This is a genomic window from Streptomyces sp. NPDC058741 (assembly GCF_042746715.1).
Lineage (GTDB): Bacteria > Actinomycetota > Actinomycetes > Streptomycetales > Streptomycetaceae > Streptomyces.
Genome location: NZ_JBHYQH010000018.1, coordinates 5315 through 31604, shown reverse-complemented (window position 1 = coordinate 31604; position 26290 = coordinate 5315). Strand labels below are relative to the sequence as shown.

At 72.0% G+C, this 26290-nt stretch carries 19 protein-coding genes and 1 pseudogene; 3 read left to right on the top strand and 17 right to left on the bottom strand.

Going from position 1 to position 26290, the window contains the following annotated elements; translation table 11 throughout:
* Positions 1-24: 24 nt before the first annotated feature.
* The 4 genes from recX to ACFW6P_RS16790 all read right to left on the bottom strand — a co-directional run bounded on the left by recX (position 25) and on the right by ACFW6P_RS16790 (position 3800).
* Positions 25-864, bottom strand: coding sequence for a recombination regulator RecX (gene recX / locus ACFW6P_RS16805; protein WP_386424020.1), 840 nt, complete (start codon positions 862-864; stop codon positions 25-27).
* A 3-nt stretch (positions 865-867) separates the two neighbouring features.
* A complete protein-coding gene (recA, locus tag ACFW6P_RS16800) occupies positions 868-1992 on the bottom strand; it encodes a recombinase RecA (protein ID WP_386352773.1) in 1125 nt (374 codons plus the stop codon).
* Positions 1993-2211: 219 nt separating this feature from the next.
* Positions 2212-3480 (bottom strand): AI-2E family transporter, encoded by a 1269-nt coding sequence (locus ACFW6P_RS16795; protein WP_386352771.1) that lies wholly within the window; start codon positions 3478-3480, stop codon positions 2212-2214.
* 125 nt (positions 3481-3605) lie between these two features.
* Positions 3606-3800, bottom strand: coding sequence for a DUF3046 domain-containing protein (locus ACFW6P_RS16790; RefSeq protein WP_386352768.1), 195 nt, complete (start codon positions 3798-3800; stop codon positions 3606-3608).
* A gap of 78 nt (positions 3801-3878) precedes the next feature.
* Between ACFW6P_RS16790 and ACFW6P_RS16785 the strand changes: the two genes are divergently transcribed.
* Positions 3879-4823, top strand: a complete 945-nt coding sequence (locus ACFW6P_RS16785; RefSeq protein WP_386424018.1) for a hypothetical protein — start codon at positions 3879-3881, stop codon at positions 4821-4823.
* Here ACFW6P_RS16785 and ACFW6P_RS16780 read toward each other — a convergent pair whose 3' ends face one another.
* Genes ACFW6P_RS16780 through ACFW6P_RS16770 form a run of 3 tightly spaced genes read right to left on the bottom strand, consistent with a single transcriptional unit; the run spans position 4824 to position 6705 of the window.
* Complete coding sequence (locus tag ACFW6P_RS16780) at positions 4824-5132, bottom strand: AzlD domain-containing protein (RefSeq protein ID WP_386352765.1); 309 nt, start codon at positions 5130-5132, stop codon at positions 4824-4826. It lies immediately after the preceding gene.
* Positions 5129-5839 carry an AzlC family ABC transporter permease gene (locus ACFW6P_RS16775; RefSeq protein WP_386352983.1) on the bottom strand — a complete coding sequence of 237 codons (711 nt, stop codon included), beginning with the start codon at positions 5837-5839 and terminating at the stop codon, positions 5129-5131. The genes ACFW6P_RS16780 and ACFW6P_RS16775 overlap by 4 nt, the downstream gene beginning before the upstream one ends.
* Positions 5836-6705 carry an AraC family transcriptional regulator gene (locus ACFW6P_RS16770; protein ID WP_386352762.1) on the bottom strand — a complete coding sequence of 290 codons (870 nt, stop codon included), beginning with the start codon at positions 6703-6705 and terminating at the stop codon, positions 5836-5838. Before ACFW6P_RS16770 ends, ACFW6P_RS16775 begins: the two co-directional genes overlap by 4 nt.
* A gap of 169 nt (positions 6706-6874) precedes the next feature.
* Here ACFW6P_RS16770 and ACFW6P_RS16765 point away from each other — a divergent pair, with 169 nt between their 5' ends.
* Both ACFW6P_RS16765 and ACFW6P_RS16760 read left to right on the top strand, forming a co-directional pair.
* The gene (locus ACFW6P_RS16765; RefSeq protein ID WP_386352759.1) at positions 6875-11788 is read left to right on the top strand and encodes an ATP-dependent helicase; all 4914 of its coding nucleotides are present in this window, start codon (positions 6875-6877) and stop codon (positions 11786-11788) included.
* Between the two features lie 103 nt (positions 11789-11891).
* Positions 11892-12722, top strand: a complete 831-nt coding sequence (locus ACFW6P_RS16760) for an Fpg/Nei family DNA glycosylase (RefSeq protein ID WP_386352757.1) — start codon at positions 11892-11894, stop codon at positions 12720-12722.
* A gap of 113 nt (positions 12723-12835) precedes the next feature.
* Here the strand turns inward: ACFW6P_RS16760 and ACFW6P_RS16755 are convergent.
* From ACFW6P_RS16755 to ACFW6P_RS16710, 10 genes and pseudogenes are all read right to left on the bottom strand, one after another.
* A pseudogene (locus ACFW6P_RS16755) lies at positions 12836-13048 on the bottom strand (hypothetical protein); the annotation flags it as partial.
* A 247-nt stretch (positions 13049-13295) separates the two neighbouring features.
* A complete protein-coding gene (locus tag ACFW6P_RS16750) occupies positions 13296-13766 on the bottom strand; it encodes a Dps family protein (RefSeq protein WP_386352754.1) in 471 nt (156 codons plus the stop codon).
* Positions 13767-13980: 214 nt separating this feature from the next.
* Entirely contained in the window at positions 13981-14361 is a 381-nt protein-coding gene (locus ACFW6P_RS16745; RefSeq protein ID WP_386424016.1) for a helix-turn-helix domain-containing protein, read from the bottom strand.
* A 109-nt stretch (positions 14362-14470) separates the two neighbouring features.
* On the bottom strand, positions 14471-15016 hold the full coding sequence (locus tag ACFW6P_RS16740) for a CinA family protein (RefSeq protein ID WP_386352750.1): 546 nt from the start codon (positions 15014-15016) through the stop codon (positions 14471-14473).
* Positions 15013-15813 (bottom strand): CDP-diacylglycerol--glycerol-3-phosphate 3-phosphatidyltransferase, encoded by an 801-nt coding sequence (gene pgsA, locus ACFW6P_RS16735; RefSeq protein WP_386352980.1) that lies wholly within the window; start codon positions 15811-15813, stop codon positions 15013-15015. Before pgsA ends, ACFW6P_RS16740 begins: the two co-directional genes overlap by 4 nt.
* A gap of 242 nt (positions 15814-16055) precedes the next feature.
* Entirely contained in the window at positions 16056-17537 is a 1482-nt protein-coding gene (gene rimO / locus ACFW6P_RS16730) for a 30S ribosomal protein S12 methylthiotransferase RimO (RefSeq protein ID WP_386352747.1), read from the bottom strand.
* Between the two features lie 93 nt (positions 17538-17630).
* Positions 17631-18479 carry a helix-turn-helix domain-containing protein gene (locus tag ACFW6P_RS16725; RefSeq protein WP_386352744.1) on the bottom strand — a complete coding sequence of 283 codons (849 nt, stop codon included), beginning with the start codon at positions 18477-18479 and terminating at the stop codon, positions 17631-17633.
* A 263-nt stretch (positions 18480-18742) separates the two neighbouring features.
* Complete coding sequence (locus ACFW6P_RS16720) at positions 18743-21469, bottom strand: DNA translocase FtsK (protein WP_386424014.1); 2727 nt, start codon at positions 21467-21469, stop codon at positions 18743-18745.
* Positions 21470-21596: 127 nt separating this feature from the next.
* Positions 21597-22277 carry a two-component system response regulator gene (locus ACFW6P_RS16715; protein ID WP_386352737.1) on the bottom strand — a complete coding sequence of 227 codons (681 nt, stop codon included), beginning with the start codon at positions 22275-22277 and terminating at the stop codon, positions 21597-21599.
* Positions 22278-22596: 319 nt separating this feature from the next.
* A partial coding sequence (locus tag ACFW6P_RS16710; protein WP_386424012.1) for a HAMP domain-containing protein occupies positions 22597-26290 on the bottom strand: 3694 nt, incomplete at its 5' end.

The following is a 26290-nucleotide window of genomic DNA, read 5'->3' as shown; positions in this document are numbered from 1 at the left end:
GTGGGGTCGGTTCGGTCCGGCCCCTCAGAACTCCCCGTCCCCCAGGGACTCCGTGTCCTCTCCCTCCTCCTCCAGCGCCTGCCGGACCACCCGCAGGGCCATGCCCTCCGGGTAGCCCTTGCGGGCGAGCATGCCCGCGAGGCGGCGGAGCCGCTTGTCGCGGTCGAGTCCTCGCGTGGAGCGGAGCTTGCGGGCGACGAGCTCTCTCGCGGTCGCCTCCTCCTGCTCCGAGTCGAGCTGGGAGACGGCCTCGTCGATCAGCGTGGCGTCGACGCCCTTGGTGCGCAGCTCCCGGGCGAGCGCCCGCCGGGCCAGACCCCGGCCGTGGTGGCGGGACTCCACCCACGCGTCCGCGAAGGCGCCGTCGTCGATCAGGCCTACCTCTTCGAACCGCGACAGCACCTCCTCAGCGGCGTCGTCCGGGATCTGCCGCTTGCGCAGCGCGTCGGCGAGCTGCTTGCGCGTCCGCGGGGTCCCGGTCAGCAGGCGCAGGCAGATCGCCCGAGCCTCCTCGCCCGGGTCCCCCGGAGGTGTCTCCTGCTCGGCCCTCGACGAGGAGAGGGCACCTCCGTCCCCGGCATCGTCGGCGCCTTCGAAGCCGCGCCGGCGCCGCCCGCGCCCGCGACGCGACCCGCCGTCACGCGAGTTGCGCCCGGGCGGGCCTTCCGGGCCGCCTCCGGCCACGCCACCCGAGCCGCCCCTGAGGAGGCTGTCTTCGTACGGCTCGCCGCCCCCGTACGGTCCGTCACCCGCGTGCGCGTCCGCACCGTCCACGGCCGAGCCCGTATCGCCTCCGGTGCCCGTACCCCGCGGCACACCGGAGGCGGCGTACTCGTACTCCGCCCAGCCGGTTCGTCGTGTCACCGGTCAGCTCTTGACTGCGGCGGCCTTGGACTTGCTGGTCTTGGCCGCTGCCGGAGCGGGGACGGCGGGCGCCGCGTCGGCCGGCACGGAGACCGCGGCGTCCGTCCCCGGCTCGGCGGCGGGCTCCTCGGGACGCACCCCGACGCCCAGCTTCTCCTTGATCTTCTTCTCGATCTCGTTGGCCAGGTCGGGGTTGTCCTTGAGGAAGTTGCGCGCGTTCTCCTTGCCCTGGCCGAGCTGGTCGCCCTCGTACGTGTACCAGGCGCCGGCCTTGCGGACGAAGCCGTGCTCCACGCCCATGTCGATCAGGCCGCCCTCGCGGCTGATGCCCTGGCCGTAGAGGATGTCGAACTCGGCCTGCTTGAAGGGCGGCGCGACCTTGTTCTTGACGACCTTGCAGCGGGTGCGGTTGCCGACCGCCTCCGTGCCGTCCTTCAGGGTCTCGATGCGGCGGATGTCGATGCGCACCGAGGCGTAGAACTTCAGCGCCCGGCCACCGGTCGTGGTCTCCGGGGAGCCGAACATCACGCCGATCTTCTCGCGGAGCTGGTTGATGAAGATGGCCGTGGTCTTGGACTGGTTGAGCGCGCTGGTGATCTTCCGCAGGGCCTGGCTCATCAGGCGGGCCTGCAGACCGACGTGGCTGTCGCCCATCTCGCCCTCGATCTCCGCGCGCGGGACGAGCGCGGCGACGGAGTCGATGACGATGAGGTCGAGGGCGCCGGAGCGGACCAGCATGTCCACGATCTCCAGGGCCTGCTCGCCGTTGTCCGGCTGGGAGAGGATGAGGTTGTCGATGTCGACGCCGAGCTTCTTGGCGTACTCGGGGTCGAGGGCGTGCTCCGCGTCGACGAAGGCGACCTGGCCGCCGGCCTTCTGCGCGTTCGCCACCGCGTGCAGGGTGAGGGTGGTCTTACCGGAGGACTCCGGTCCGTAGATCTCCACGACACGGCCGCGGGGCAGGCCGCCCACGCCGAGGGCGACGTCCAGGGCGGTGGACCCGGTCGAGATGACCTCGATGGGCTCCTTGGTCCGGTCGCCCATGCGCATGACCGCGCCCTTGCCGAATTGCCGTTCAATCTGTGCGAGAGCGGCATCCAGGGCCTTCTCGCGGTCGGTTCCTGCCATGGGTTCCACCCGATTTGCTTGAGTCGATCGCTTCACGTCAAAGACGCTAACGCCTGCCACTGACAATGCGCCTCGACGCACCTCCGGCCTGTGGACAACTCGGGCACCTCTCTACCCAAAGTACGTCGAATCGCCCGTCGTTGAGCCGTGCCGGAAACTCCATAAGAATAGATGTTCGATTTTCATGTCAAGCGCACCACGCGGCACTCCAGGCGTGCCTCAGGAGGAGCTCGCCCCGGAGTCGCCGCCCGGGCGTCGCCCCTTCCCCTGCTTGCGTATCGCCCACAGCGCCTTCGCCCGTGCGACCAGGCTCGGCCCTTCCCCCGGCCGGCGGTGGCCGTGCACCCGGGGGTCGTCGGTGACGTCGTACCGCTTCACGTACGCGCCCAGGAAGGCCTGCAGCGTGGCGATGGCGGGGATGGCGATCAGGGCGCCGACCGCGCCGAGGAGTGCGGTGCCCGCGATGACCGAACCGAAGGCGACCGCGGGGTGGATGTCGACGGTCTTCGAGGTCAGCTTGGGCTGCAGCACGTAGTTCTCGAACTGCTGGTAGATCACGACGAAGATCAGCACCCACAGCGCGTACCAGGGGTCCACCGTGAACGCGATCAGCATGGGCAGCGCGCCGGCGAGGTACGTGCCGATGGTCGGGATGAACTGGGACACCAGGCCCACCCACACGGCGAGCACGGGCGCGTAGGGCACGTCGAGGATCTGCAGCAGGACGAAGTGGGCTATGCCGGAGACCAGCGCCATCAGGCCGCGCGAGTACAGGTAGCCGCCGGTCTTGTTGACGGCGATCTCCCAGGCGCGCAGCACCTCGGCCTGCCGGGCCGGGGGCAGGACCGAGCAGATCGTGCGCCTCAGCCGGGGGCCGTCCGCTGCGAAGTAGAACGAGAACAGCGCGACCGTCAGCAGCCGGAAGAGGCCCCCGATGACCTGGGCGGACACGTCGAGGACGCCCGTCGCGCTGTTCTGCACGTAGTTGCGCAGCCAGTCGGAGCGGAGCAGGCCCTCCTGGATGTCGACGCGCTTCAGGTCGGTCTTGAAGTGCGTGTTGATCCAGTTGATGACCGAGTCGAGATACGCGGGGAAGCCTTCGATCAACTTGATGAGCTGATCGGCGAGGACGGTCCCCAGCAGCGTGGCGAAACCCGCCGCCGCGATCATCACGCCGATGAAGACGACGAACGCGGCGAACCCCCGGCGGATGCCGCGCGAGGCCATCCAGCTCACCGCGGGTTCGATGGCGAGGGCCAGGAAGAACGAGATGAGGACGTTGGTCAGCAGAGCGGTGAGCTGGTGAAACGCCCAACTTCCCAACTGGAACACGGCGACGAGTGCGAGCGCCAGCACCATGGCGCGCGGCAGCCAGCGCGGCATGCGGCCGTTCGGCCGGGCCCCGCCGGCACGTGGCTCGGCGGGCGGGGTCGTACCGGACGGGGGTGACTGCTGGGCTGCCTGCCCGGTCTCGTCAGTGGATGCCACGGACCAAGTCTCACCCACGCCACCCACAGCCGTCTGCCCGCCTGCGATCTTCGTGACCGGCATCGATCCGCGAGAGCCCCGGGCTTGGCCGGGGGCGCAGTCGGCGGGACCGGGCGACGGGAGGGTCAGCGCCTTTCCCGGGGCACGTCCATCACCGCGCAGACCACCTGCCAGACGTCCTTCGCGGCCCAGCCGGCGTCCAGCGCCTCGTGCACGGTGCGCCCGCCGAGCTCCGACATCACGTGGTCACGCGCGAAGGTGTCGGCGTAGCCCGGACCGAAGTGCTCCGCCATCCGCTCCCAGAAGACCGTCAACCGCATGACCCCAGTATCCCGCCCCCGGGGTGTGCCTGGGCCGGGACCGCCTGCGGGCGCCCTTCGCGCCCTACGGTCGGACCCATGGCCGCATCAGGAGCAACCGCACTCCCCCCGACGCCGTCGCCGCACACCCCCGTGGCGCGCGCCGAGCGCTTCGTCTGGCTCACCGCGCGCGTGCTGGAGCAGCACCTCTTCGCCCACCACTTCGGGGGCGCCGGAGCCGACCCGGTCGAGGCCGCGCTGGACGCCTACCGCACCGCGGACGGCGGGTACGGCCACGCCCTGGAGCCCGATCTGCGCGGCCCGGTCAGTCAGCCGCTGCACACCGCCCACGCCCTGCGCGTGCTGGACGCCGTCGGACGGTGCGCCGGTCAGCGGGTGGAACTCATCTGCCGCTACCTGACGTCCGTGTCCACGCCGGACGGCGCGCTCCCGGCGCTCCACCCGAGCCTGCGCAATTACCCGGCCGCCCCGTTCGTGCCGGTCGTGGACGACCCGCCCGGCGCTCTCCTCGCCACCGGGCCGGTGGTCGGGCTGCTGCACCGCAACGAGGTGTGGCACGCCTGGCTCTTCAGGGCCACGGACTTCTGCTGGCAGGCGATCGAGTCCCTGGAGACCTCGCACCCGTACGAGATCGAGGCCGCCGTGGCCTTCCTGGACTCCGCGCCGGACCGCCCGCGCGCGGAGGCGGCCGCCGACCGGCTGGGCCGCCTGGTGCGCGCACAGCGCCTCGCCGCCCTGGATCCCGAGGACCTCGACGCCTTCCCGGTCTCCCCCGGCTACGCCCCGGGCGAGCACCACTTCCCGCACGACTGCGCGAGAACACCGCACTCCCTCGCGCGCGCGTGGTTCACGGACGGCGAGATGGAGCGCTCCCTGGACCACCTCGCGGCCCAGCAGCAGGAGGACGGCGGCTGGCCGATCCGCCGGCGCCACTGGGCCCCGGCCCCCGCGCTGGAGGCCCGCCCGGTCGTGACCATCGAGGCGCTGCGCACGCTCAGCGCGTACGGACGGGCGATCGGCTGATCACGCTCCCAGGGCGCGCACCCCCGCGGTCACCACCACCGCCGCCCCGACCACGAGCAGGAACGGTACGCGCAGCATCAGCGCCACGGCGGCGGCGGCAAGTCCGGCCGCCCGCGCGTCCAGCACCGGCGTCCGCCCGTCGGCGAAGGTCTGCTGGGCGGTGAGGGCCGCGAGCAGCGCGGCGGGCAGCAGGGCGGCGAGGCGCCTGACGACCGGTCGTTCCAGGGCGCCCGCGGGCACCAGCAGCCCGGCCAGCTTGACGGCGTAGCACCCGAGCGCGGTCACGCCGATGGCGATCCAGACGTTCACCGCACGTCCTCCCGGGCCTTGCGCCGGCCGTCCGCCCACAGCACGGCCGGCGCCGCCAGCGCGGCCAGCAGCACCGGAACCCCGGCAGGCAGCACGGGCAGCAGCCCGAGCCCCAGCAGCACGGCGAGTGCGGCGACGGCGCGCTCGGTGCCGGTCCTCAGCATCGGCGCGAGCAAGGCGAGGAACACCGCGGGTCCGGCGGCGTCCAGCCCCCACGCGTCGGTGTCGCCGATGGCCTCGGCGCCCAGGGCGCCGAGCAGGGTGGTGAGGTTCCACAGGACGTACAGGCTCAGCCCGGTCACCAGGAACCCGAGCCGTGCGGCGCGGCGCGTGGACTGGGCGAGCGTGACGGCCGCCGTCTCGTCGATGACCCACTGGGCGGCGAACGGCCGCACCGCGCGCGGGAGGGCCAGCACCTGGGACAGTCGCAGCCCGTAGAAGGCGTTCCGCAGCCCGAGGAAGAGCGCTCCGGCGGCGGCCGTGAACGCACCGCCCCCGCCCGCGAGGGCCCCCACCAGGGCGAACTGGGAGGCCCCGGTGAAGACGAGGAGACTGAGCGCGCACGTCTGGAGCAGGGTGAGTCCGCTGCCGGCCGAGGTCACGCCGAAGGCGAAGCCGGACAATCCCACGGCGACTCCCACGCCGAGGGCGTCCCGCACGACCGCCCGGTCCGCCCTTTCGCCCGTCGCCGGATCCTTAAGAGTCATCGGTTCTGCCACGCCCCGGAACCTACGGCCGCCCGTTCCCGCGTGTCTTGTACGTTCTTGCGCTCCCGCTGATAGGCCCCCGGCGGCACTCCGACGATCCGGCTGAAGTGCCGGTTCAGGTGCGGCTGGTCGGTGAACCCGACCGCCACGGCCACCTGGGACGGCGCCGTTCCCGCGTCGAGCAGGCGCCGCGCCCGGCGCACCCGCGCATCCGTCAGCCACGCGTGGGGCGGCATCCCGTAGGAGTCCCGGAAGGCCCGCAGCAGCGCGAACGGGCCGGTGCCCAGGTCGGCCGCCAGCCGTTCCAGGCTCGGCGGCCGCTCCATCCGCTCTTCCAGCACCGCACGCGCGCGTGCCGCGATCCGGGCACCGGCCGTGCGCACCTCCCGCCGCGGCAGGGGTCCGCCGTTGGACCGCAGCAACCGGGTCACGGCCACCCTGAGCAGGGTGTCCGCAGCCAGCGCGTTGCCCTCGTCGGCGGCCCGCAGCACCTGGTGCACCAGCCCGACGGCGTACGGGTCGTCCACCACGGGGCTGACGAAGCCCGGGGTCCCCCGCAACGCGGTGGTCTCGGCCGCGATCTCCGCCACCACCTCCACCGACGGGTAGACGGCCCCGTACCGCCACCCTTCGGGCACTCCGGCCCGCCCGGTGTGCGGCGTGTCCGGGTTCACCAGCGCGAGGGTGCCCGCCCCCGCGTACTGGTCGCCCCCGCCGTGGTGGAACACCTCCACGCCGTCGGCGATGGCGGCGATCACGAAGTTCTCGTGCGTGTGCCGCACGAACGTCTTGCGCACGTACCGGGCCCGCAGCAGATCGACTCCGGGCAGTTCCTCGTACTGCCAGTGCCGCGCACGCTCGCTCATACGTGCATTGTCGGACAAGCCCACCGCACGTTCGCAGCGCGTCCCGATGGTCAACCGCGGGCCCGGCACACCGCACCGGCCTTCTCCGGCGGCGCACCGGCCGTCTGCGAAAGGGCGGGCCGGACCGCCGCGACGCCCCGATGTCAGCGCAGGGGTGCACGATGGACGCATGCCCAGCACAGTGCCCGGCCCTCTGGACGGCTTCTCCCCCGCGACCCGCGCCTGGTTCACGGGCGCGTTCCCCGCGCCCACCACGGCCCAGGCCGGCGCGTGGCAGGCCATCCACGAGGGCTCGGACGTGCTGGTCGTGGCCCCCACCGGCTCCGGGAAGACCCTGGCCGCCTTCCTCGCCGCCCTGGACCAGCTCGCCTCGACCCCACCCCCGGCCGACCCCAAGAAGCGCTGCCGCGTTCTGTACGTCTCCCCCCTCAAGGCCCTGGCAGTGGACGTCGAGCGCAATCTCCGCAGCCCCCTGACCGGCATCCGCCAGGAGTCCGTGCGAATGGGGCTGCCGGAGCCCGAGGTCACGGTGGGGATTCGCTCGGGCGACACCCCGCCGGCCGAGCGCCGCGCCCTGGCCACGCGCCCGCCGGACATCCTGATCACGACGCCCGAGTCGCTGTTCCTGATGCTCACGTCGGCCACGCGCGACGCCCTCGCCGGTGTCGACACGGTGATCCTGGACGAGGTGCACGCGGTCGCCGGCACCAAGCGCGGCGCCCACCTCGCGCTCTCCCTGGAGCGCCTGGACGACCTCCTGCCGAAGCCCGCCCGCCGCATCGGCCTGTCCGCGACGGTCCGCCCGGTCGACGAGGTGGCCCGGTTCCTCTCGCCCCGCCGCAAGGTGGAGATCGTCCAGCCGGAGTCGGGCAAGGAGTTCGACCTGTCCGTGGTCGTCCCCGTGGAGGACCTGGGCGAGCTGGGCGGCTCCCCGGTGTCGGACGGCTCGGAGGGCGCCGAGCGCCCGTCGATCTGGCCGCACGTCGAGGAGCGCATCACCGACCTGGTCCAGTCCCACCGCTCCACGATCGTCTTCGCGAACTCCCGCCGCCTCGCGGAGCGCCTGTGCAACCGCCTGAACGAGATCGCGTACGAGCGGGCCACGGGCGAGCCCCTCGACGAGCACCACTCCCCCGCCGAGCTCATGGGCGGCTCGGGAGCGGTCCAGGGCGCTCCGCAGGTCATCGCCCGCGCCCACCACGGCTCGGTCTCCAAGGAGCAGCGCGCCCAGGTCGAGGAGGACCTCAAGGCCGGCCGCCTCCCGGCGGTCGTGGCCACGTCCAGCCTCGAACTGGGCATCGACATGGGCGCGGTCGACCTCGTGGTCCAGGTCGAGTCCCCGCCCTCGGTCGCCTCCGGCCTCCAACGCGTCGGCCGCGCGGGGCACCAGGTGGGCGCCGTGTCCACCGGCGTGGTCTTCCCGAAGTACCGCGGCGACCTGGTCCAGGCGGCGGTGGTCACCGAGCGCATGCGCACGGGCGCGATCGAGTCCCTCAGGGTGCCCGCCAACCCCCTGGACGTCCTGGCCCAGCAGGTCGTCGCCATGACGGCCATGGACACGTGGCAGTTCGACGACCTCCTGGCCGCCGTCCGCCGCGCCGCCCCCTTCGCCTCGCTCCCCGAGTCAGCCTTCGCCGCGGTCCTGGACATGCTGGCCGGCCGCTACCCGTCCGACGCGTTCGCGGAGCTGCGCCCGCGCGTGGTGTGGGACCGCGTCACCGGCGAGATCACCGGCCGCCCCGGCGCCCAGCGCCTCGCCGTCACCTCCGGGGGCACGATCCCCGACCGCGGTCTCTTCGGCGTCTTCCTCGCCGGAGCCGACCCGAAGAAGGGCGGCGGCCGGGTCGGCGAGCTCGACGAGGAGATGGTCTACGAGTCCCGCGTCGGCGACGTGTTCACCCTCGGCACGAGCTCCTGGCGCATCGAGGACATCACCCGCGACCGCGTCCTGGTCTCCCCGGCCCCGGGCGTACCGGGCCGGCTGCCGTTCTGGAAGGGCGACCAGCTGGGACGGCCGCTGGAGCTGGGCCGGGCGGTGGGGGCTTTCCTGCGCGAGGTCGGTTCGCTGGGCGAGGACGACGCCCGGCTCCGCCTCGTCGCCGCCGGCCTGGACGCCTGGGCGGCGGACAACGTGCTGTCGTACCTGGACGAGCAGCGCGAGGCCTGCGGCCACATCCCCGACGACCGGACGATCGTCGTGGAGCGCTTCCGCGACGAGCTCGGCGACTGGCGGGTCGTGGTCCACTCCCCCTTCGGAGCCCAGGTGCACGCCCCCTGGGCGCTCGCCCTCGGCGCGAAGCTCTCCGAGCGGTACGGCATGGACGCGCAGGTCATGCACGCCGACGACGGCATCGTGCTGCGCCTGCCGGACGCGGACCTGATGGGCCTGGACCTGCTGGACCAGGAGCCCGTGAAGGCGGGCCGGGAGTACGACGCCGATCAGGCACCGGTGAGCGCCGCCGACGTCGTGTTCGACAAGGGCGAGGTCGACCAGGTCGTCACCGACCAGGTGGGCGGTTCGGCTCTGTTCGCCTCGCGTTTCCGCGAGTGCGCCGCCCGCGCGCTGTTGCTGCCGCGCCGCAACCCGGGCAAGCGCACCCCGCTGTGGCAGCAGCGGCAGCGCGCCTCCCAGCTGCTGCAGGTGGCGAGCGGGTTCGGCTCGTTCCCGATCGTGCTGGAGGCGGTCCGCGAGTGCCTCCAGGACGTCTTCGACGTTCCCGGCCTCGTCGAGCTGATGGGCGACCTGGAGTCCCGCAAGGTCCGCCTCGTCGAGGTCACCACCCCGGAGCCGTCCCCCTTCGCGCGCTCCCTCCTGTTCGGCTACGTCGCCCAGTTCCTGTACGAGGGCGACTCCCCGCTCGCCGAGCGCCGCGCCGCCGCCCTGTCGCTGGACTCCCGGTTGCTGGCCGAGCTGCTGGGCCAGGCGGAGCTGCGCGAACTGCTCGACGCGGAGGTGCTGACCGAGCTCGAGCGTGAGCTGCGGTGGCTCACGGAGGACCGCCGGGTCAAGGACGCCGAGGGCGTCGCGGACCTGCTCCGCGTCCTCGGCCCGCTCACGGACGCGGAGCTCACCGAACGGGGCGCGGAGCCGCACTGGGCCGAGGAGCTCGCCGGCGCCCGCCGCGCCATCCGGGTCCGGATCGCGGGTGCCGGCCACTGGGCGGCCATCGAGGACGCGGGCCGACTGCGTGACGCGCTGGGCACGGCGCTGCCCGTCGGCGTCCCCGAGGCCTTCACCGAGCCCGTCAAGGATCCGCTCGGCGACCTCCTCGCCCGCTACGCGCGCACCCACGGCCCGTTCACCTCGGCGACGGCCGCGGCGCGTTTCGGCCTGGGCGTGGCCGTCACCGAGGGCGCCCTCCAGCGGCTCGCCGCGGCGGGCCGGGTCGTCCAGGGCGAGTTCCACCCGGCCGGGATCGGCCAGGAGTGGTGCGACGCGGCCGTGCTGCGCCGCCTGCGCCGCCGCTCCCTCGCCGCGCTGCGGCACGAACTGGAGCCGGTGCCTCCGGCCGCGCTCGCCCAGTTCCTCCCCCAGTGGCAGCACATCGGCAGGGGGCACTCCCTGCGCGGCGTCGACGGCTTGGTGCGCGCCATCGAGCAACTGCAGGGCGCCTCCGTGCCGGCCTCCGCCCTGGAGAAGCTCGTCCTGCCCTCCCGGGTCGCGAACTACACCCCGGCGATGCTGGACGAACTCACCGCCACCGGGGAGGTCGTCTGGGCGGGGGCGGGTTCCCTCCCCGGCAAGGACGGCTGGGTCTGCCTCTACCTGGCCGACGCGGCCCCCCTGCTCCTGCCACCCCCGCACCCGTTGGAGCTGACCGCCCTCCACCGGTCCGTCCTGGACGCCCTCTCCGGCGGCTACGGCCTGTTCTTCCGTCAGATCGCCGACCGGGTGCGGGCCACCCACCCGGAGGCCGGCGATCCGCAGCTGGCCGACGCGCTGTGGGACCTGGCCTGGTCCGGCCGTCTGACCAACGACACGCTCACGCCCCTGCGCGCCCTGCTCGGCTCGGGCCGCACGGCGGGCTCCACGGCGCACCGCGCCAAGCGTTCCGTCCCGCGCGGCCGCTACGGCTCCCTCACGGCCGCGGCCCGTACGGCGTCCCGCTCCGGCCCGCCCACGGTCGCCGGCCGCTGGTCGCTGCTCCCCGCGCACGAGCCCGACCCCACCGTGCGCGCCCACGCCCTCGCCCGCACCCTCCTCGACCGGCACGGCGTCGTCACGCGGGGCGCGGTCTCGGCGGAGGGCGTCGAGGGTGGCTTCTCGGCGACGTACCGCGTGCTGTCCGTCTTCGAGGAGAGCGGCCAGGCCCGCCGCGGCTACGTGGTGGAGGGGCTCGGCGCCGCGCAGTTCGCGATGGACGGCGCGGTGGACCGTCTGCGCGCGGTGTCCAACGCCCGCGACCGCGGCGAGGACCTGCCCGGCCCTCCCCCGGGCCTCGACCCCGACCCGTTCCCCGCGCACGACTTCGCCGGACCGGACGACTCCGCCCCCAGCAGCGACCACACCGGCGACCCCGGCCCCGACGGCTTCCCCGCCCTGGGTAGCGGCCCCTTCGACACCGCCCGGCCGTCCCGCGACGAGTGGGTCTCGCCCCGCGACCGCGCACCGCAGAGCGCCCCGCCCTGGCAGAACGGCGGACGCGCACCCCACGGCTCGGGCCTCCCGGGCGGCCGCTCCCGTCCCGACGGGTCCCGTGCCGTCGTCCTCGCCGCCGCCGACCCGGCGAACGCCTACGGCGCCGCCCTGCCCTGGCCCGAGCCCCCGTCCGGCGCCGGGCACAAGCCGGGCCGCAAAGCGGGCTCCCTGGTGGTGCTGGTGGACGGTGAGCTGACGCTCTACATGGAGCGCGGCGGCAAGACCCTGCTCGCCTGGCCCACCGACCCGGACGGCGACCCCACCGACGATCCCCGCCTGCGCCCGGCCGCCGAGGCCCTCGCCTCGGCGGCCCGAGCGGGCTCCCTCGGCACGGTGACCGTCGAGCGCGTCAACGGCGCCCAGGCTCTGACCTCTGTCATCGGCGGCCTCCTGGAAGGCGCGGGTTTCGTCGCGACTCCCCGCGGGCTCCGCCTGCGCGCCTGACGATCACCCCCGGAGGCCTCCCACGACCCCGCAGCACCCCACACACGGCCCGCCCCTCACCGCCGTACCCCCCGAACACCCGCCCCCGTGCCACCCTTGACCCATGCCCGAAGGAGACACGGTCTGGCAGACCGCGAAACGCCTGCACAGCGCCCTCGCCGACGAGGTGCTGACCCGCAGCGACCTCCGGGTGCCCCGCTTCGCCACGGCCGACCTCACGGGCCGCAGGGTCCTGGACGTCACCGCGCGCGGCAAGCACCTCCTCACCCGCGTCGAGGGCGGTCTGACCCTCCACTCCCATCTGCGGATGGACGGCGCCTGGAAGATCTACGAGAACGGCAGGCGGTGGACCGGCGGCCCCGGGCACCAGATCCGGGCGATCCTCGGCAACGCGGACCGCACAGCCGTCGGCTACCGCCTTCCCGTGCTCGAACTCCTGCGCACCACAGAGGAACACCGCGCGGTGGGCCATCTCGGCCCCGACCTCCTGGGTCCGGACTGGGACCCCGACCGTGCCCTCGCCAACCTCTTGCAGGCCCCCGCACGCCCCCTCGGCGAGGCCCTGCTGGACCAGCGCAACCTGGCCGGCATCGGCAACGTCTACAAGTGCGAGCTCTGCTTCCTGCTCCGCGTCACCCCCTGGCTCCCCGTGGGCGACCTGCCGGCCGACCGGGCCGCGAAGCTGCCGGTCCTGGCCAAGAAGCTGCTGGAGGCGAACCGCGACCGCCCGATCCGCAGCACGACGGGCCGCCGCGGTCAGGACCTCTTCGTCTACGGCCGCTCCCCCCGGCCATGCCTGCGCTGCCGCACGCCCATCCGGGACGCCGACCAGGGCGACGGCTCCCGCGACCGCCCCACGTACTGGTGCCCCACCTGCCAGCCGGGCCCGGCCCCGGCTCCCACCCGGCGCATCCGGCACGACGCGATCAACTGACGACCCGTCCGGCCCACGCGCAGGATCGCCCCCTGCCTGTCCGTACCCTCGGCACCCCCTGCCCTCCCCTCAGCCCCTCCGCGGCACCCCGTCCCGCCCCCGAGCCCCCACAGCCTCCGCCACCGCCCCGCGTCCAGAGCACCACTCGCCCGCCCCTTGGGCACGCAGTGAACCGGCAGTACGCTCAGCCCCCACCCTCCGGCCGCGACCGCCGCCTCCAGCACCCCGGCCCCGGGCACCGCCACCAGCCGCACGACGGCCCACCACCACAGCCCTCCGAGACCGAGCACGGTCGCGCGGACCCCCCAGCGCCCTATCGCCGCCATGGCCGCCACCTCCGGCCAGACGGTATGCGGCAACCCGGGCGCGGAGGCAGGGCGCACGACCCGTACACCGGTGCATTCCCCGGGCCACGAGCTCCTCGGATGCCCCGCGCGCCGCGCGTATCCCGCACGCGGCCCGCACTCCGTATGCCGCGCACACCGCGCAGGCACCGGGCCGCGCGGCCCGCACGTACGAGACCCCTGGCCGGCCGCGGGGCCGATCCGCCTGCCGCTGCCGCGCCGGCTCGCGTCACCCGTTCTCGGCCTGGAACATCCAGTGATGCTTCTCCAGGTCCGCCGTGATCTGGATGAAGATGTCCTGGCTCACCGGATCGGGATCAGCGGTCGACCCGACCCGCTCCCGCATCCGGGTGATGACGGCGCCCAGTGCCTCGACGAGTGTCCCGACGGCGGCCGTGTCGTCCACCCACCCCTCGGGCGTCACGCCGATGCCGCTGCCCACGGCCACCGTCGCGGCCCGCCCGTCGGGCGAGATACCGAGGGCCGCGGCCCGCTCCGCCACGGTGTCGGAGTACCTCCGCGCGGTGTCGACGACCTCGTCGAGCTGGAGATGCACGGAGCGGAAACGCGGCCCCACCACGTTCCAGTGGATCTGCTTCGCCACGAGGGCGAGGTCCACCAGGTCGACGAGGGCGCCCTGCAGCGCTTCGGAGACGACCTTGAGGTTCGCGTCCGACAACGGGCTCTTCACGACGTACATCAGCACCTCCGTGGACTGTCCCCCGGCGATCCCTTCAACGATGACGGCCGGACGCCGCACCGGCAAACGCACGCATACCGGACACGTGTCGTCAGGCGTGGGAGGCGCGAGCCGCCCGAGGGCGGCAGACGTGCGAAAGCCCCGGGCGGCACCCCTCCGGATCTCCCGGAGAGGCCCGGCCGGGGCCTCGTTCAGGTCGCGCGAGCGCGGAGCCTCACGCGGCGACGACGTTCACCGCTTCGGCAGGCGCCTTGATGGTCACCCGTTCCGGTGGCACGCCGGTCACCGAGACGGAACCGAGCATCGGTCGTACCGGCGTGGGCACAGGCTCGCTGGGGGTGGCCGCTGCAGACTGGGCCAGCTCGGCGAGGGCGAGCTCGTCGCTCACTTCCCGCATGAGCTCGGACATCCGTACGTCCAACGCGTCGCAGATGGCGGAGAGCAGCTCGGAGGAAGCCTCCTTCTGCCCCCGCTCCACCTCGGAGAGATAGCCGAGTGAGACTCGGGCGGACGAGGAGACTTCGCGCAGAGTACGGCCCTGGCGCTGGCGCTGCCGACGCAGCACGTCACCCAGCAGGCGACGGAGCAGAATCATCGGTGGCTCCCTCCTCGGACCGCGTAGCCGCATCCATTACGCCCCACCGTACCGCCTTGCGCCGCGGCCGTGCGGGGAGCGATGTCGTGTTCACTCAGGGCTGCAAACATCAAAACCCCCCGTTCCGTTCCGTATCCTGTGCCCGCTCATTCCCAGTCTGTTCGCCCGCAAGCTCCTTGAAGAGCAGTGCGAGTACGCTCCGTACACTCTCTCTACGAATTTCCGCGCGGTCGCCGTTCAACCGCAGAGCCTCCACCTTTCCGCCGCGGGCAGACCGGGAATCCGGCGTGAAAGGCCCGTGCACGGCCACGAAGACCGTGCCGACCGGCCGGCCGTCCTGTTGCTCCGGACCGGCGACGCCGGTGGTCGCGATACCCCAGTCGGTGCCGAGCGCCTTGCGGACGCCCGCCGCCATCTGGGCCGCGACCTGCGCATCCACCGCTCCGCGTGCCGCCAGGAGAGTGGCGTCGACACCGAGCAGTTCGTGCTTCAGGTCGGTGGCGTAGGCCGTCACCGAGCCCCGGAAGACCTTGGACGCCCCGGGGACCGACGTGACCTCCGCTGCCACGAGGCCACCGGTCAGCGACTCCGCGACGGCGAGCGTCTCGCCCTTCACTGTGAGTAGTCGCACCACGTGGGTGGCCGTGGAACTCACGCTTGCTTCTCCTCCAACGCGGCCTCGCGCGCGGCGATTCCCTGCCGGCGCAGCACAATGGCCTGTTTCACATAGTCGAGCCCGGTCACGACGGTCAGTACGACCGCCGCGGCCATCACCCACCATCTCAGCGTGGCCAGCCACCCCGTCAGCGCCAGCACGTACATGCCCACGGCCACGCCCTGGGTGAGGGTCTTGAGCTTGCCTCCGCGGCTCGCGGGGATGACCCCGTACCGGATGACCCAGAAACGCAGCAGGGTGATGCCGAGTTCCCGCCCGAGGATGACGCCGGTCACCCACCAGGGCAGGTCCCCGAGCACGGACAGGCAGATCAGCGCCGCTCCCATGATCGCCTTGTCGGCGATGGGGTCGGCGATCTTCCCGAAGTCCGTCACCAGGTTGTAGGTGCGGGCCAGGTGACCGTCGAAGAGGTCGGTGATCATGGCGATGGCGAAGGCCGCCCAGGCGAACGACCGCCAGGCGGGGTCGTAGCCGCCGTTCGCCAGGATCAGCGCCACGAACCCCGGTACGAGGACGAGCCGGAGCATGGTCAGCAGGTTGGCGATGTTCCAGACGCTGGCCTGGTTGACGGCGGCGGCCGCCAGCTTCGCGCCGCGCGGTGTCTTCCCGTCCCCCTGGGCCTCGACGCACGGCCCCTCTGGCACCCCCGCGCCCTCGGACACTCCGGGCCGCGGCTCCGGGGCTCCGGGTCCCTCCGGGCCCGCACCGGCGGCGGCCGCACCGGACCCCGCGCCGGACGCCCCGGGAACGGCCACGGCACTCCCCGCCTCGGACACCCCGGCGGGGCCCGTACCAGGCTGCGCCTCGAACGCCTCGCCCGTGCCCTGGCCGGGTCCCGCACCGGAGGCGCCACCGGGTCCCCCCGCACCGGACGCCCCGCCGTCGGCCGACCGGGCGGCCGCACGTCCCAGCGCCGCTCCGGGCACCGCTCCCGCGGCCGTGGAGGACGCGGGCGCGGCACCGGCCACGGCCCTCCTCGCGCCGGAGGCACCTCCCGCCGCGGATGCCGGGACACCCGTCATCTGCCCGCCTCCTCACTCCACGCAGGCGACGCGAACGAGCTCTGCAGGGGCTCGGCCACCAGGTCGACACCTTCCGTGCCGACCACCTTCGCCTCGACCATACGGCCGGCGCTCAGGCCCGTGCCGCTCGTGAGCAGCACCTGGCCGTCCGTCTCGGGCGCCTGGTGCTCGGCGCGGCCGTGGACGCCCTCCTCGTCGTCGACGGACTCGACGAGGACGTGGACGGTCTGGCCGACGCGCTCCTCGGCGCGCTGCGAGACGAGCTCCTCGGCGAGCCGCGAGACGCGGGCCAGCCGCTCGGCGACGACGTCCTCGTGGAGCTTGTCGTCGTAGGCCGCCGCCTCGGTGCCCTCCTCGTCGGAGTAGCCGAAGACGCCGATGGCGTCGAGGCGGGCGCCGTTCAGGAAGCGCTCCAGTTCGGCGAGGTCGGCCTCGCTCTCGCCGGGGAAGCCGACGATGAAGTTGGAGCGCACACCGGCCTCGGGCGCCTTGCTCCGGATGGTGTCGAGCAGTTCCAGGAACCGGTCGGTGTCGCCGAAGCGGCGCATGGCGCGCAGCACGCCGGGCGCGGAGTGCTGGAAGGACAGGTCGAAGTAGGGCGCGACCTTAGGGGTCGAGGTCAGCACGTCGATCAGGCCGGGCCGCATCTCGGCCGGCTGGAGGTAGCTGACGCGGACCCGCTCGATGCCGTCGACCTCGGCGAGCTCGGGCAGCAGCGACTCCAGCAGGCGGATGTCGCCCAGGTCCTTGCCGTAGGAGGTGTTGTTCTCGGAGACCAGCATGACCTCCTTGACGCCCTGCTCGGCCAGCCACCGCGTCTCGTTGAGCACGTCGCTCGGGCGGCGCGAGATGAAGGAGCCGCGGAAGGACGGGATGGCGCAGAAGGAGCAGCGCCGGTCGCAGCCGGAGGCGAGCTTCACGGAGGCGACCGGGGAGCCGTCCAGCCGCCGGCGCAGGGGCGCGCGGGGGCCGGACGCCGGAGCGAGGCCCGCCGGGAGGTCGGCGGGGGCGTGCCCCGGCAGGGCGACCTCGGCGGCCGACTCCTGTCGCTGGGCGGGGCTGATGGGCAGCAGCTTGCGCCGGTCGCGCGGGGTGTGCGAGGCGTGGACGCCGCCGGACAGGATGGTCTGGAGGCGGTCGGAGATGTGCGAGTAGTCGTCGAACCCGAGCACGCCGTCGGCTTCCGGGAGGGCCTCGGCGAGTTCCTTGCCGTAGCGCTCGGCCATGCAGCCGACCGCCACGACGGCCTGGGTTCTGCCGTGTCCCTTGAGATCGTTGGCTTCCAGGAGGGCGTCGACGGAGTCCTTCTTGGCGGCTTCGACGAAGCCGCAGGTGTTCACGACGGCGACGTCCGCGTCCCCGGCGTCCTCCACGAGCTGCCAGCCGTCCGCCTCCAAACGGCCTGCGAGCTCCTCCGAGTCCACCTCGTTACGGGCGCAGCCAAGGGTGACCAGTGCGACGGTACGGCGTTCAGGCATGGGCTCAAGACTACTTCGTCCCGCTGACACCCCACGTCGACGGGGTTGGCCGATCACGGCCAACCCCGTACGTTCCGCACCCCTTCGGGCCGGTCACCCGGCTTCGGGGTCGCCCTTGGTGTAGGTCAGGCGTTCGACGGAACCCGGCTGGAAGTCCTCTTCGATCCTCTTGCCGTTGACGAAGAGGTCGATCGCGCCGGCGTCGCCGAGGACGAGGTTGATCTTGGAGGTGTCCTGAAAGGTCTTGGTGTCGCCCTGCTTGAGGACGCCGTCGAACAGCATCCGGCCGTTGTGGTCCTTGGCGGCGATCCAGCTGCGGCCGTCGGTGGCAGCCACCCGGACGGTCACCTTGTCCTGCGGGGCGGCCGCGATGGCGCTGTCCGAAGGCTGGGGCTCGGGGTCGGCGGGCTTCTTGGTCTTGGTGGTCGGGGAGGCGGAGTCGCTGGGCGAGGAGCCCTCGGCCACGGTCGCGCCGTCGCCGCTGTCGTCGCCGCCCTGGAACAGGGTGAACCCGACGAAGCCGATCACGGCGACGATCGCGGCGACCATGGCCGCGGTCCAGTTGGGACCGCGCCGCTCCGGACGGATGCGCTCCGCCTCGAAGAGGGGGGCTGCCGAGGTCGGCGCCGGGCGTCCGCCGTGCTCGTCGCCGTACTGCGCGAGCAGCGCCTCGGGGTCGAGGTGGACGGCCTTGGCCAGGGTCCTGATGTGCCCGCGGGCGTAGACGTCACCGCCGCAGGGGCTGAAGTCGTCCGCCTCGATCGCGTGCACGATGTTGATGCGGACCCGGGTGGCGCTACTGACGTCGTCGACGGTCAGCCCGGCGGCGATACGGGCCTGCCGCAGGACGGTGCCGATGGAGGGGCGGGCTTCCTCACTGTCTGCTTCGACGTGCTCGTCTTCGAACGGACGCTCGTCTTCAGGGGAGTTGCCGATGGACACGGGGGCGCCTTTCGAGCGTGTAGCCGCCTGTGCTGGAAGTTCAGTCTAGGGGGGGTACAAAACGGTGGGGCAACCGGGCGGTGACACTTTGTACGCCATCGGAATGGCCCGACAGTCCGATGGCGGATTCACGGCATGTCGCTTCGCACAACTTGACGTACGCCGAAGGGAAACGGTTGCCCGGTGTTCCCTCACGGATGCGTCACGATCAGGACACCCGTCTGACGTAACGCCCCGTGAGGCGATCACCGTGTCTCGTTTCCCTACCCTTCAGACTCCCCCCGGATCAGGGCGAGCACGCCATCCAGCTCATCAGGCTTCACAAGAACGTCACGTGCCTTCGACCCCTCACTCGGTCCCACGATGTTCCGGGACTCCATGAGGTCCATCAGCCGTCCTGCCTTGGCGAAGCCGACGCGCAGCTTGCGCTGGAGCATGGACGTCGAGCCGAACTGCGTGGAGACGACCAGCTCGGCCGCCTGGCACAGCAGGTCGAGGTCGTCGCCGATGTCCTCGTCGATCTCCTTCTTCTGCTTGGTGCCCACCACGACGTCGTCCCGGAAGACGGGCGTCATCTGCTCCTTGCAGTGGCGGACGATCCCGGCGATCTCCTCCTCGGTGACGAAGGCGCCCTGCATACGGGTGGGCTTGTTGGCCCCCATCGGCAGGAACAGCCCGTCGCCCTTGCCGATGAGCTTCTCGGCGCCCGGCTGGTCGAGGATGACGCGCGAGTCGGCTAGCGAGGAGGTGGCGAAGGCGAGCCGGGAGGGCACGTTCGCCTTGATCAGACCGGTGACGACGTCCACCGACGGCCGCTGCGTGGCGAGCACCAGGTGGATGCCGGCGGCGCGGGCGAGCTGCGTGATGCGCACGATCGCGTCCTCGACGTCCCGCGGCGCCACCATCATCAGGTCGGCGAGCTCGTCGACGATGACCAGCAGGTACGGGTACGGCTGGAGCTCGCGCTCGCTGCCCTCGGGCGGCTTGACCCTGCCCTCGCGCACCGCCTTGTTGAAGTCGTCGATGTGCCGGTAGCCGTAGGCGGCCAGGTCGTCGTAGCGCAGGTCCATCTCGCGCACGACCCACTGGAGCGCCTCGGCGGCCCGCTTGGGATTCGTGATGATCGGCGTGATCAGGTGCGGGATGCCCTCGTAGGCCGTCAGCTCGACGCGCTTGGGGTCGACGAGGATCATCCGGACGTTTTCGGGGGTCGCCCGCATCATGACCGAGGTGATCAGGCAGTTGATGCAGGACGACTTGCCGGAGCCGGTGGCGCCGGCGACCAGCATGTGCGGCATCTTCGCCAGCGAGTGCATGACGTAGCCGCCCTCGACGTCCTTGCCGAACGCCACCAGCATCGGGTCGTCGTCCTCGGCGGACTCCGCCAGGCGCAGCACGTCGCCGAGGTTGACCATCTCCCGGTCGGTGTTGGGGATCTCGATGCCGACCGCGGACTTGCCGGGGATCGGGGAGATGATCCGCACGTCCGGGGAGGCGACGGCGTAGGCGATGTTCTTCGCCAGCGCGGTGATCCGCTCGACCTTCACGGCGGGGCCGAGCTCGACCTCGTAGCGCGTGACCGTCGGCCCGCGGGTGAAGCCGGTGACCCGGGCGTCGACCTTGAACTCGGTGAAGACGGTGGTCAGCGCGGCGACTATGGCGTCGTTGGCGGCGCTGCGCGCCTTGCCCGGGCCGCCGCGCTCCAGCAGGTCGAGCGAGGGCAGCGCGTACGTGATGTCACCGGAGAGCTGGAGCTGCTCCGCGCGCGCGGGCAGGTCGCGGGGCTCGGCCGGCGGGGCCTTGGTGAGGTCGCGGACGCCCGGCCTCGGCTTCTGCGGCTCGGGCCTGTCCTGCGCCGGCTGGTCCTGCCGGGGACGGGCGGCGGGCACGGGCGTCGGGGTGGTCGCCTCCTGGTCGCCCGGCCGCACGCCCTGGGTGAGGTCGGCGACGACCGGTGAGGGCGGCATCCCGTGCAGCACGGCGCCGTCGAGCGCGGCGGCCGCCGCGGCGGCGACGTCCACGGCGTCCCTGGGCCGGTTCTCAGGCTGCGGCACGGCCGACCGCCGGGGACGGCCGCGTCGCTGCGACAGTGCCTCCTGCTCGGCGTGGTCGGGGTCGTACGCCGCGGGCGCCGGGGCCCGCCGGCCGCGCGGGCGCGCGGGCAGGGCCTCGCGCCACTGCTCCTCGTAGCGCTCGTCGTCCTCGCCGAACTCGTCCTCGACGGGGTCGCGCAGGAGCCCGAGCCGCACGCCGAGCAGCCGCAGCCGCTGCGGGATGGCGTTGACCGGGGTGGCCGTGACCACCAGCAGCCCGAAGACCGTCAGCAGCACCAGCAGCGGAACGGCCAGCACGTCGCCCATCGTGTACGACAGCGGGGTCGCCGTCGCCCAGCCGATGAGGCCGCCGGCGTCCCTTATGGCCTGCATGCCGTCGTCGCGCGCGGGTGAGCCGCACGCGATGTGGACCTGGCCGAGGACGCCGATGACCAGCGCGGACAGGCCGATGACGATGCTTCCGTTGGCCTCGGGCTTCTCCGGGTGGCGGATGAAGCGTACGGCGATGACGGCGAGCAGTATCGGGACGAGCAGATCGAGCCGGCCGAAGGCGCCGGTGACCAGGATCTCGACCAGGTCGCCCACGGGACCCTTCAGATCGGCCCAGGTGCCCGCGGCGACGATCAGCGCGACACCGAGCAGCAGCAGGGCGACACCGTCCTTGCGGTGGGCGGGGTCCAGGTTCTTGGCGCCCTGCCCCACCCCGCGGAACACGGCTCCGACGGCGTGCGCCACGCCGAGCCATACGGCGCGCACGAGCCGGTAGACGCCGCCGGTAGGGCTCGGTGCCGGTCTGGGCGCCACCTTCCTGGCCGCGGCCTTGCGGGCGGGCGCCTTCTTCACGGGAGCCTTCTTGGCAGCGGCCTTCTTCGCCGGAGCCTTCGGGGCCGCCTTCTTCGCGGGCGGCTTCTTGGCTGCGGAGGGACGTGAGGCCATGGGTGTGAGGTTACCGGGGGAGACGACGGGGGACACGTGTGCCCACGGCTTCACCCGTTCGTGTCGCTCCAGAAAGGGCACGAAACTGACGCGCGCTCACGGTCGGACAACGCCGCCCGTACGCCCCTCAGTTCTGCGAGGACACCGAGGAAGTGCTCCCGGTGCCCGGCTCCAGGGCGTCCAGCGCCCGCCGCAACCCCGTGAGCTTGCGCTCCAGATGAGCGGCCGTGGCCACCGCCGCGGCGTCCGTCGAGTCGTCGTTGAGCTGCTTCGTCAGCGCCTCGGCCTGCTCCTCGACGGCCGCGAGCCGCGCGGAGAGCTCCGCGAGCAGACCGGCCGGCTCCTTCGCCTCGCCGCCCGCGTCCTTGCCGTTGCCCTCCAACTGCAGCCGCAGCAGCGACGCCTGTTCGCGCAGCTGGCAGTTCTTCATGTACAGCTCGACGAAGACGGAGACCTTCGCGCGCAGCACCCACGGGTCGAACGGCTTGGAGATGTAGTCGACCGCTCCGGCCGCGTACCCCCGGAAGGTGTGGTGCGGCCCGTGGTTGATCGCCGTCAGGAAGATGATCGGGATGTCCCGGGTCCGCTCGCGCCGCTTGATGTGCGCCGCCGTCTCGAAGCCGTCCATGCCCGGCATCTGGACGTCCAGCAGGATGACCGCGAAGTCGTCCGTGAGCAGCGCTTTGAGCGCTTCCTCCCCGGACGATGCCCGCACCAGCGTCTGATCGAGCGCAGAGAGGATCGCCTCCAGCGCCAGCAGATTCTCCGGCCGGTCATCGACCAGGAGGATCTTGGCCTTCTGCACCATGGCCCGCCCTCCTCGCCCCGGCGTGGGGCCTCCCCTGTCCGCAGGACCTGAGGATGCACCGGTGGGTGCCGCCCCAGGGGACGACTCCCTTGCGCCGCCCGTCCTTGTGCCGGTCATCGTAGCCGCACCCCGCCTGTCGACACACCCTGTCACCGCGATGTCACTGTGCATACCGTCGTGCACGTAGCGGAAACGCCGCAGGAGATCAGAAGGTTCCCCGGATCTCGTCCTTCTAGACGACCGTGCGCACATCGAGTCGGCGACACCGCGTGGACACCAAACCTTCCCGCCACGCTCGCGCGACGGCCCGACGCTTCCCTCATTCCCCCCGCATCCACTGATCCATCACCGTGAGCAGGTGATCGGGGTCGACCGGCTTGGTGACGTAGTCGGAGGCGCCCGACTCGATCGCCTTCTCGCGGTCGCCCTTCATCGCCTTCGCGGTCAGCGCGATGATCGGCAGCCCGGCGAACTGCGGCATCCTCCGGATCGCCGTGGTCGTCGCGTACCCGTCCATCTCGGGCATCATGATGTCCATCAGCACGACCGCCACGTCGTCGTGCTGTTCCAGCACCTCGATGCCCTCACGGCCGTTCTCGGCGTACAGCACGGACAGGCCGTGCTGCTCCAGGACGCTGGTCAGCGCGAAGACGTTGCGGATGTCGTCGTCGACGATCAGCACCTTCTGCCCGCCGAAGCGGATGCCGCGCTGCGTCTTCGGCGCCGTCTCCCGCTCCGCGGGCGCCCACTGCTCCGGCTGCGCCGCGCGCGCCTGCAGCTCGGGCATCCTGCGCCGCCGCCGGAACAGCGCGGCCGGCCCGTTCTGCGTCTCGCGGTACGACTTCACCTCAGCCGGCGTCTCGACCTCCACGTCCGACAGATCCGACACCCTGGACGCCGACGCCACCAGGTCACCGGCCTCCAGCGAGGGCAGCTGCTGCTGGTAGCCCTGCGGCGGCAGCTCACTGGGGTGCAGCGGCAGGTACAGCGTGAACGTCGAGCCGCGCCCGGGCTCGCTCTGCGCGTGGATCTCACCGCCGAGCAGCTGCGCGATCTCCCGCGAGATGGACAGCCCCAGGCCCGTCCCGCCGTACTTGCGGCTGGTGGTGCCGTCGGCCTGCTTGAACGCCTCGAAGATCACCCGCATCTTGCTGGACGCGATGCCGATGCCGGTGTCCGTCACCGAGAACGCGATCAGCTCGGCGTCCGGATCGGTCAGCGACCCGGCCTCCAGCAGCTGCTCCCGGATCCGCTGCGGCACGTCGTCCCGGGCCGGCCTGATCACCAGCTCCACCGACCCCGAGTCGGTGAACTTGACCGCGTTCGACAGCAGGTTGCGCAGCACCTGCAGCAGCCGCTGCTCGTCGGTGTGCAGGGTGGCCGGCAGCTCCGGCGACACCCGCACCGACAGGTCCAGGCCCTTCTCCGCGGTCAGCGGCCGGAAGGTGGCCTCCACGTAGTCCACGAGCTGGACGAGCGCGATCCGCGTCGGGGAGACGTCCATCTTTCCCGCCTCGACCTTCGACAGGTCGAGGATGTCGTTGATGAGCTGGAGCAGGTCCGAGCCGGCCCCGTGGATCGTCTCGGCGAACTCGACCTGCTTCGGGGAGAGGTTCCCCTCGGCGTTGTCGGCGAGCAGCTTGGCCAGGATCAGCAGCGAGTTCAGCGGCGTACGCAGCTCGTGCGACATGTTGGCCAGGAACTCGCTCTTGTAGCGCATCGACACCGCGAGCTGCTCGGCGCGCTCCTCCAGGACCTGCCGCGCCTCCTCGATCTCGGTGTTCTTCACCTCGATGTCGCGGTTCTGCCGGGCCAGCAGCTCGGCCTTCTCCTCCAGTTCGGCGTTGGACGCCTGCAGGGCCTTCTGCCGCTGCTCCAACTCGGCCGAGCGCTCGCGCAGTTGCTCGGTCAGCTCCTGGGACTGCGCCAGCAGCAGCTCGGTCTTGGTGTTGACGGAGATGGTGTTGACGCTGGTGGCGATCATCTCCGCGATCTGGTTCAGGAAGTCCTTCTGGATCTGCGTGAACGGCGTGAAGGACGCCAGCTCGATGACGCCGAGCACCTTCCCCTCGAACAGCACCGGCAGCACGATCACCTGCGCGGGCGGCGCCTCGCCGAGCCCCGAGGAGATCTTCAGGTAGCCGCTGGGCGCGCTCTCCATGAGGATCGTGCGCTTCTCCGTGGCGGCCGTCCCGATCAGCGTCTCACCGGGCTGGAACGACGTCGGCATGGAGCCCATCGAGTAGCCGTAGCTGCCGAGCATCCGCAGCTCGTACTGGTCGTCGTCGGCGGCGTTCACGTCCTCGCCGTCGACGAGCGGCATGGCGAGGAAGAACGCGCCGTGCTGGGCGGACACCACCGGCGTCAGCTCGCTCATGATCAGCGAGGCCACGTCCTCCAGGTCGCGGCGGCCCTGCATCAGCGCCGAGATCCGGGCCAGGTTGCCCTTGAGCCAGTCCTGCTCCTTGTTGGCGATCGTGGTGTCGCGCAGGTTGGCGATCATCTTGTTGATGTAGTCCTGGAGTTCCTGGATCTCCCCGGACGCGTCCACGTCGATCTTCAGGTTCAGATCGCCCCGGGTCACCGCGGTCGCCACGCGCGCGATGGCACGCACCTGCCGGGTCAGGTTCCCGGCCATCTCGTTCACCGACTCGGTCAGGTCCCGCCAGGTGCCGTCGACGTCACGCACGCGTGCCTGACCGCCCAACTGCCCTTCCGTACCCACCTCGCGGGCGACGCGGGTGACCTCCTCGGCGAACGACGACAGCTGGTCGACCATCGTGTTGATGGTCGTCTTCAGCTCCAGGATCTCGCCGCGGGCATCGATGTCGATCTTCTTCGTCAGGTCACCCTTGGCGATGGCCGTGGTCACCATGGCGATGTTGCGCACCTGGCCGGTCAGGTTGGACGCCATCTGGTTCACCGACTCGGTGAGGTCCTTCCACGTCCCCGCCACACCGGGCACGTGCGCCTGCCCGCCCAGGATGCCGTCCGTGCCCACCTCACGCGCGACCTTCGTGACCTGCTCGGCGAACGAACTCAGCGTCTTGACCATCGTGTTGATGGTGTCCGCGAGCTGCGCCACCTCACCGCGCGCCTCGATCGTGACCTGCCGGGTCAGGTCACCGTTGGCGACCGCCGCCGACACCTGCGAGATGTTCCGCACCTGAGTGGTGAGGTTCTTCGCCATCAGGTTGACGTTGTCGCTCAGGTCCTTCCAGATGCCCGTGACACCCGGCACATGCGCCTGGCCGCCGAGAATGCCCTCGGTGCCCACCTCACGGGCCACCCGGGTCACCTGCTCGGCGAAGCTCGACAGCTGGTCGACCATCGTGTTGACGGTCGTGACCAGCTCCAGGATCTCGCCCTTGGCGTCGACGGTGATCTTCTTCGACAGATCGCCCCGCGCGACCGCGGTCGTGACCTCGGCGATGTTGCGGACCTGGATGGTCAGGTTGTTCGCCATGCCGTTCACGGACTGGGTGAGGTCCTTCCAGGTGCCGGAGACGCCCTGCACCTCGGCCTGACCGCCCAGGATGCCCTCCGTACCCACCTCACGGGCCACACGTGTGACCTCCTGGGCGAACGACGACAGCTGGTCCACCATCGTGTTCAGGGTGTTCTTCAGCTCCAGGATCTCCCCGCGCGCGTCCACGGTGATCTTCTGCGACAGATCACCCCGCGCCACCGCCGTCGCCACCTGCGCGATGTTGCGCACCTGCGCCGTGAGGTTGCCGGCCATGCCGTTCACCGAGTCGGTCAGGTCGCGCCACACACCGGCGACGCCGGGCACCTGCGCCTGGCCGCCCAGCCGCCCGTCCGTGCCCACCTCGCGCGCGACCCGGGTCACCTGGTCGGCGAAGGCCGAGAGCTGGTCGACCATCGTGTTGATGGTGTTCTTCAGCTCCAGGATCTCGCCGCGCGCGTCGACATCGATCTTCTGCGACAGATCGCCCCGGGCCACCGCCGTCGTCACCTGGGCGATGTTGCGCACCTGGGAGGTGAGGTTGCCG

What these genes read in the sequence shown, in the direction of transcription:
- ACFW6P_RS16770 (WP_386352762.1), bottom strand. Translation starts at nt 6,705, where the DNA reads ATGAGCGAGCGTGCGCGGCACTGGCAGTACGAGGAACTGCCCGGAGTC.
- ACFW6P_RS16765 (WP_386352759.1), top strand. Translation starts at nt 6,875, where the DNA reads ATGCCCAGCACAGTGCCCGGCCCTCTGGACGGCTTCTCCCCCGCGACC.
- ACFW6P_RS16790 (WP_386352768.1), bottom strand. Translation starts at nt 3,800, where the DNA reads ATGCGGTTGACGGTCTTCTGGGAGCGGATGGCGGAGCACTTCGGTCCG.
- ACFW6P_RS16720 (WP_386424014.1), bottom strand. Translation starts at nt 21,469, where the DNA reads ATGGCCTCACGTCCCTCCGCAGCCAAGAAGCCGCCCGCGAAGAAGGCG.
- rimO (WP_386352747.1), bottom strand. Translation starts at nt 17,537, where the DNA reads ATGCCTGAACGCCGTACCGTCGCACTGGTCACCCTTGGCTGCGCCCGT.
- recA (WP_386352773.1), bottom strand. Translation starts at nt 1,992, where the DNA reads ATGGCAGGAACCGACCGCGAGAAGGCCCTGGATGCCGCTCTCGCACAG.
- ACFW6P_RS16750 (WP_386352754.1), bottom strand. Translation starts at nt 13,766, where the DNA reads ATGTACGTCGTGAAGAGCCCGTTGTCGGACGCGAACCTCAAGGTCGTC.
- ACFW6P_RS16745 (WP_386424016.1), bottom strand. Translation starts at nt 14,361, where the DNA reads ATGATTCTGCTCCGTCGCCTGCTGGGTGACGTGCTGCGTCGGCAGCGC.
- ACFW6P_RS16760 (WP_386352757.1), top strand. Translation starts at nt 11,892, where the DNA reads ATGCCCGAAGGAGACACGGTCTGGCAGACCGCGAAACGCCTGCACAGC.
- ACFW6P_RS16785 (WP_386424018.1), top strand. Translation starts at nt 3,879, where the DNA reads ATGGCCGCATCAGGAGCAACCGCACTCCCCCCGACGCCGTCGCCGCAC.
- ACFW6P_RS16715 (WP_386352737.1), bottom strand. Translation starts at nt 22,277, where the DNA reads ATGGTGCAGAAGGCCAAGATCCTCCTGGTCGATGACCGGCCGGAGAAT.
- ACFW6P_RS16775 (WP_386352983.1), bottom strand. Translation starts at nt 5,839, where the DNA reads ATGACTCTTAAGGATCCGGCGACGGGCGAAAGGGCGGACCGGGCGGTC.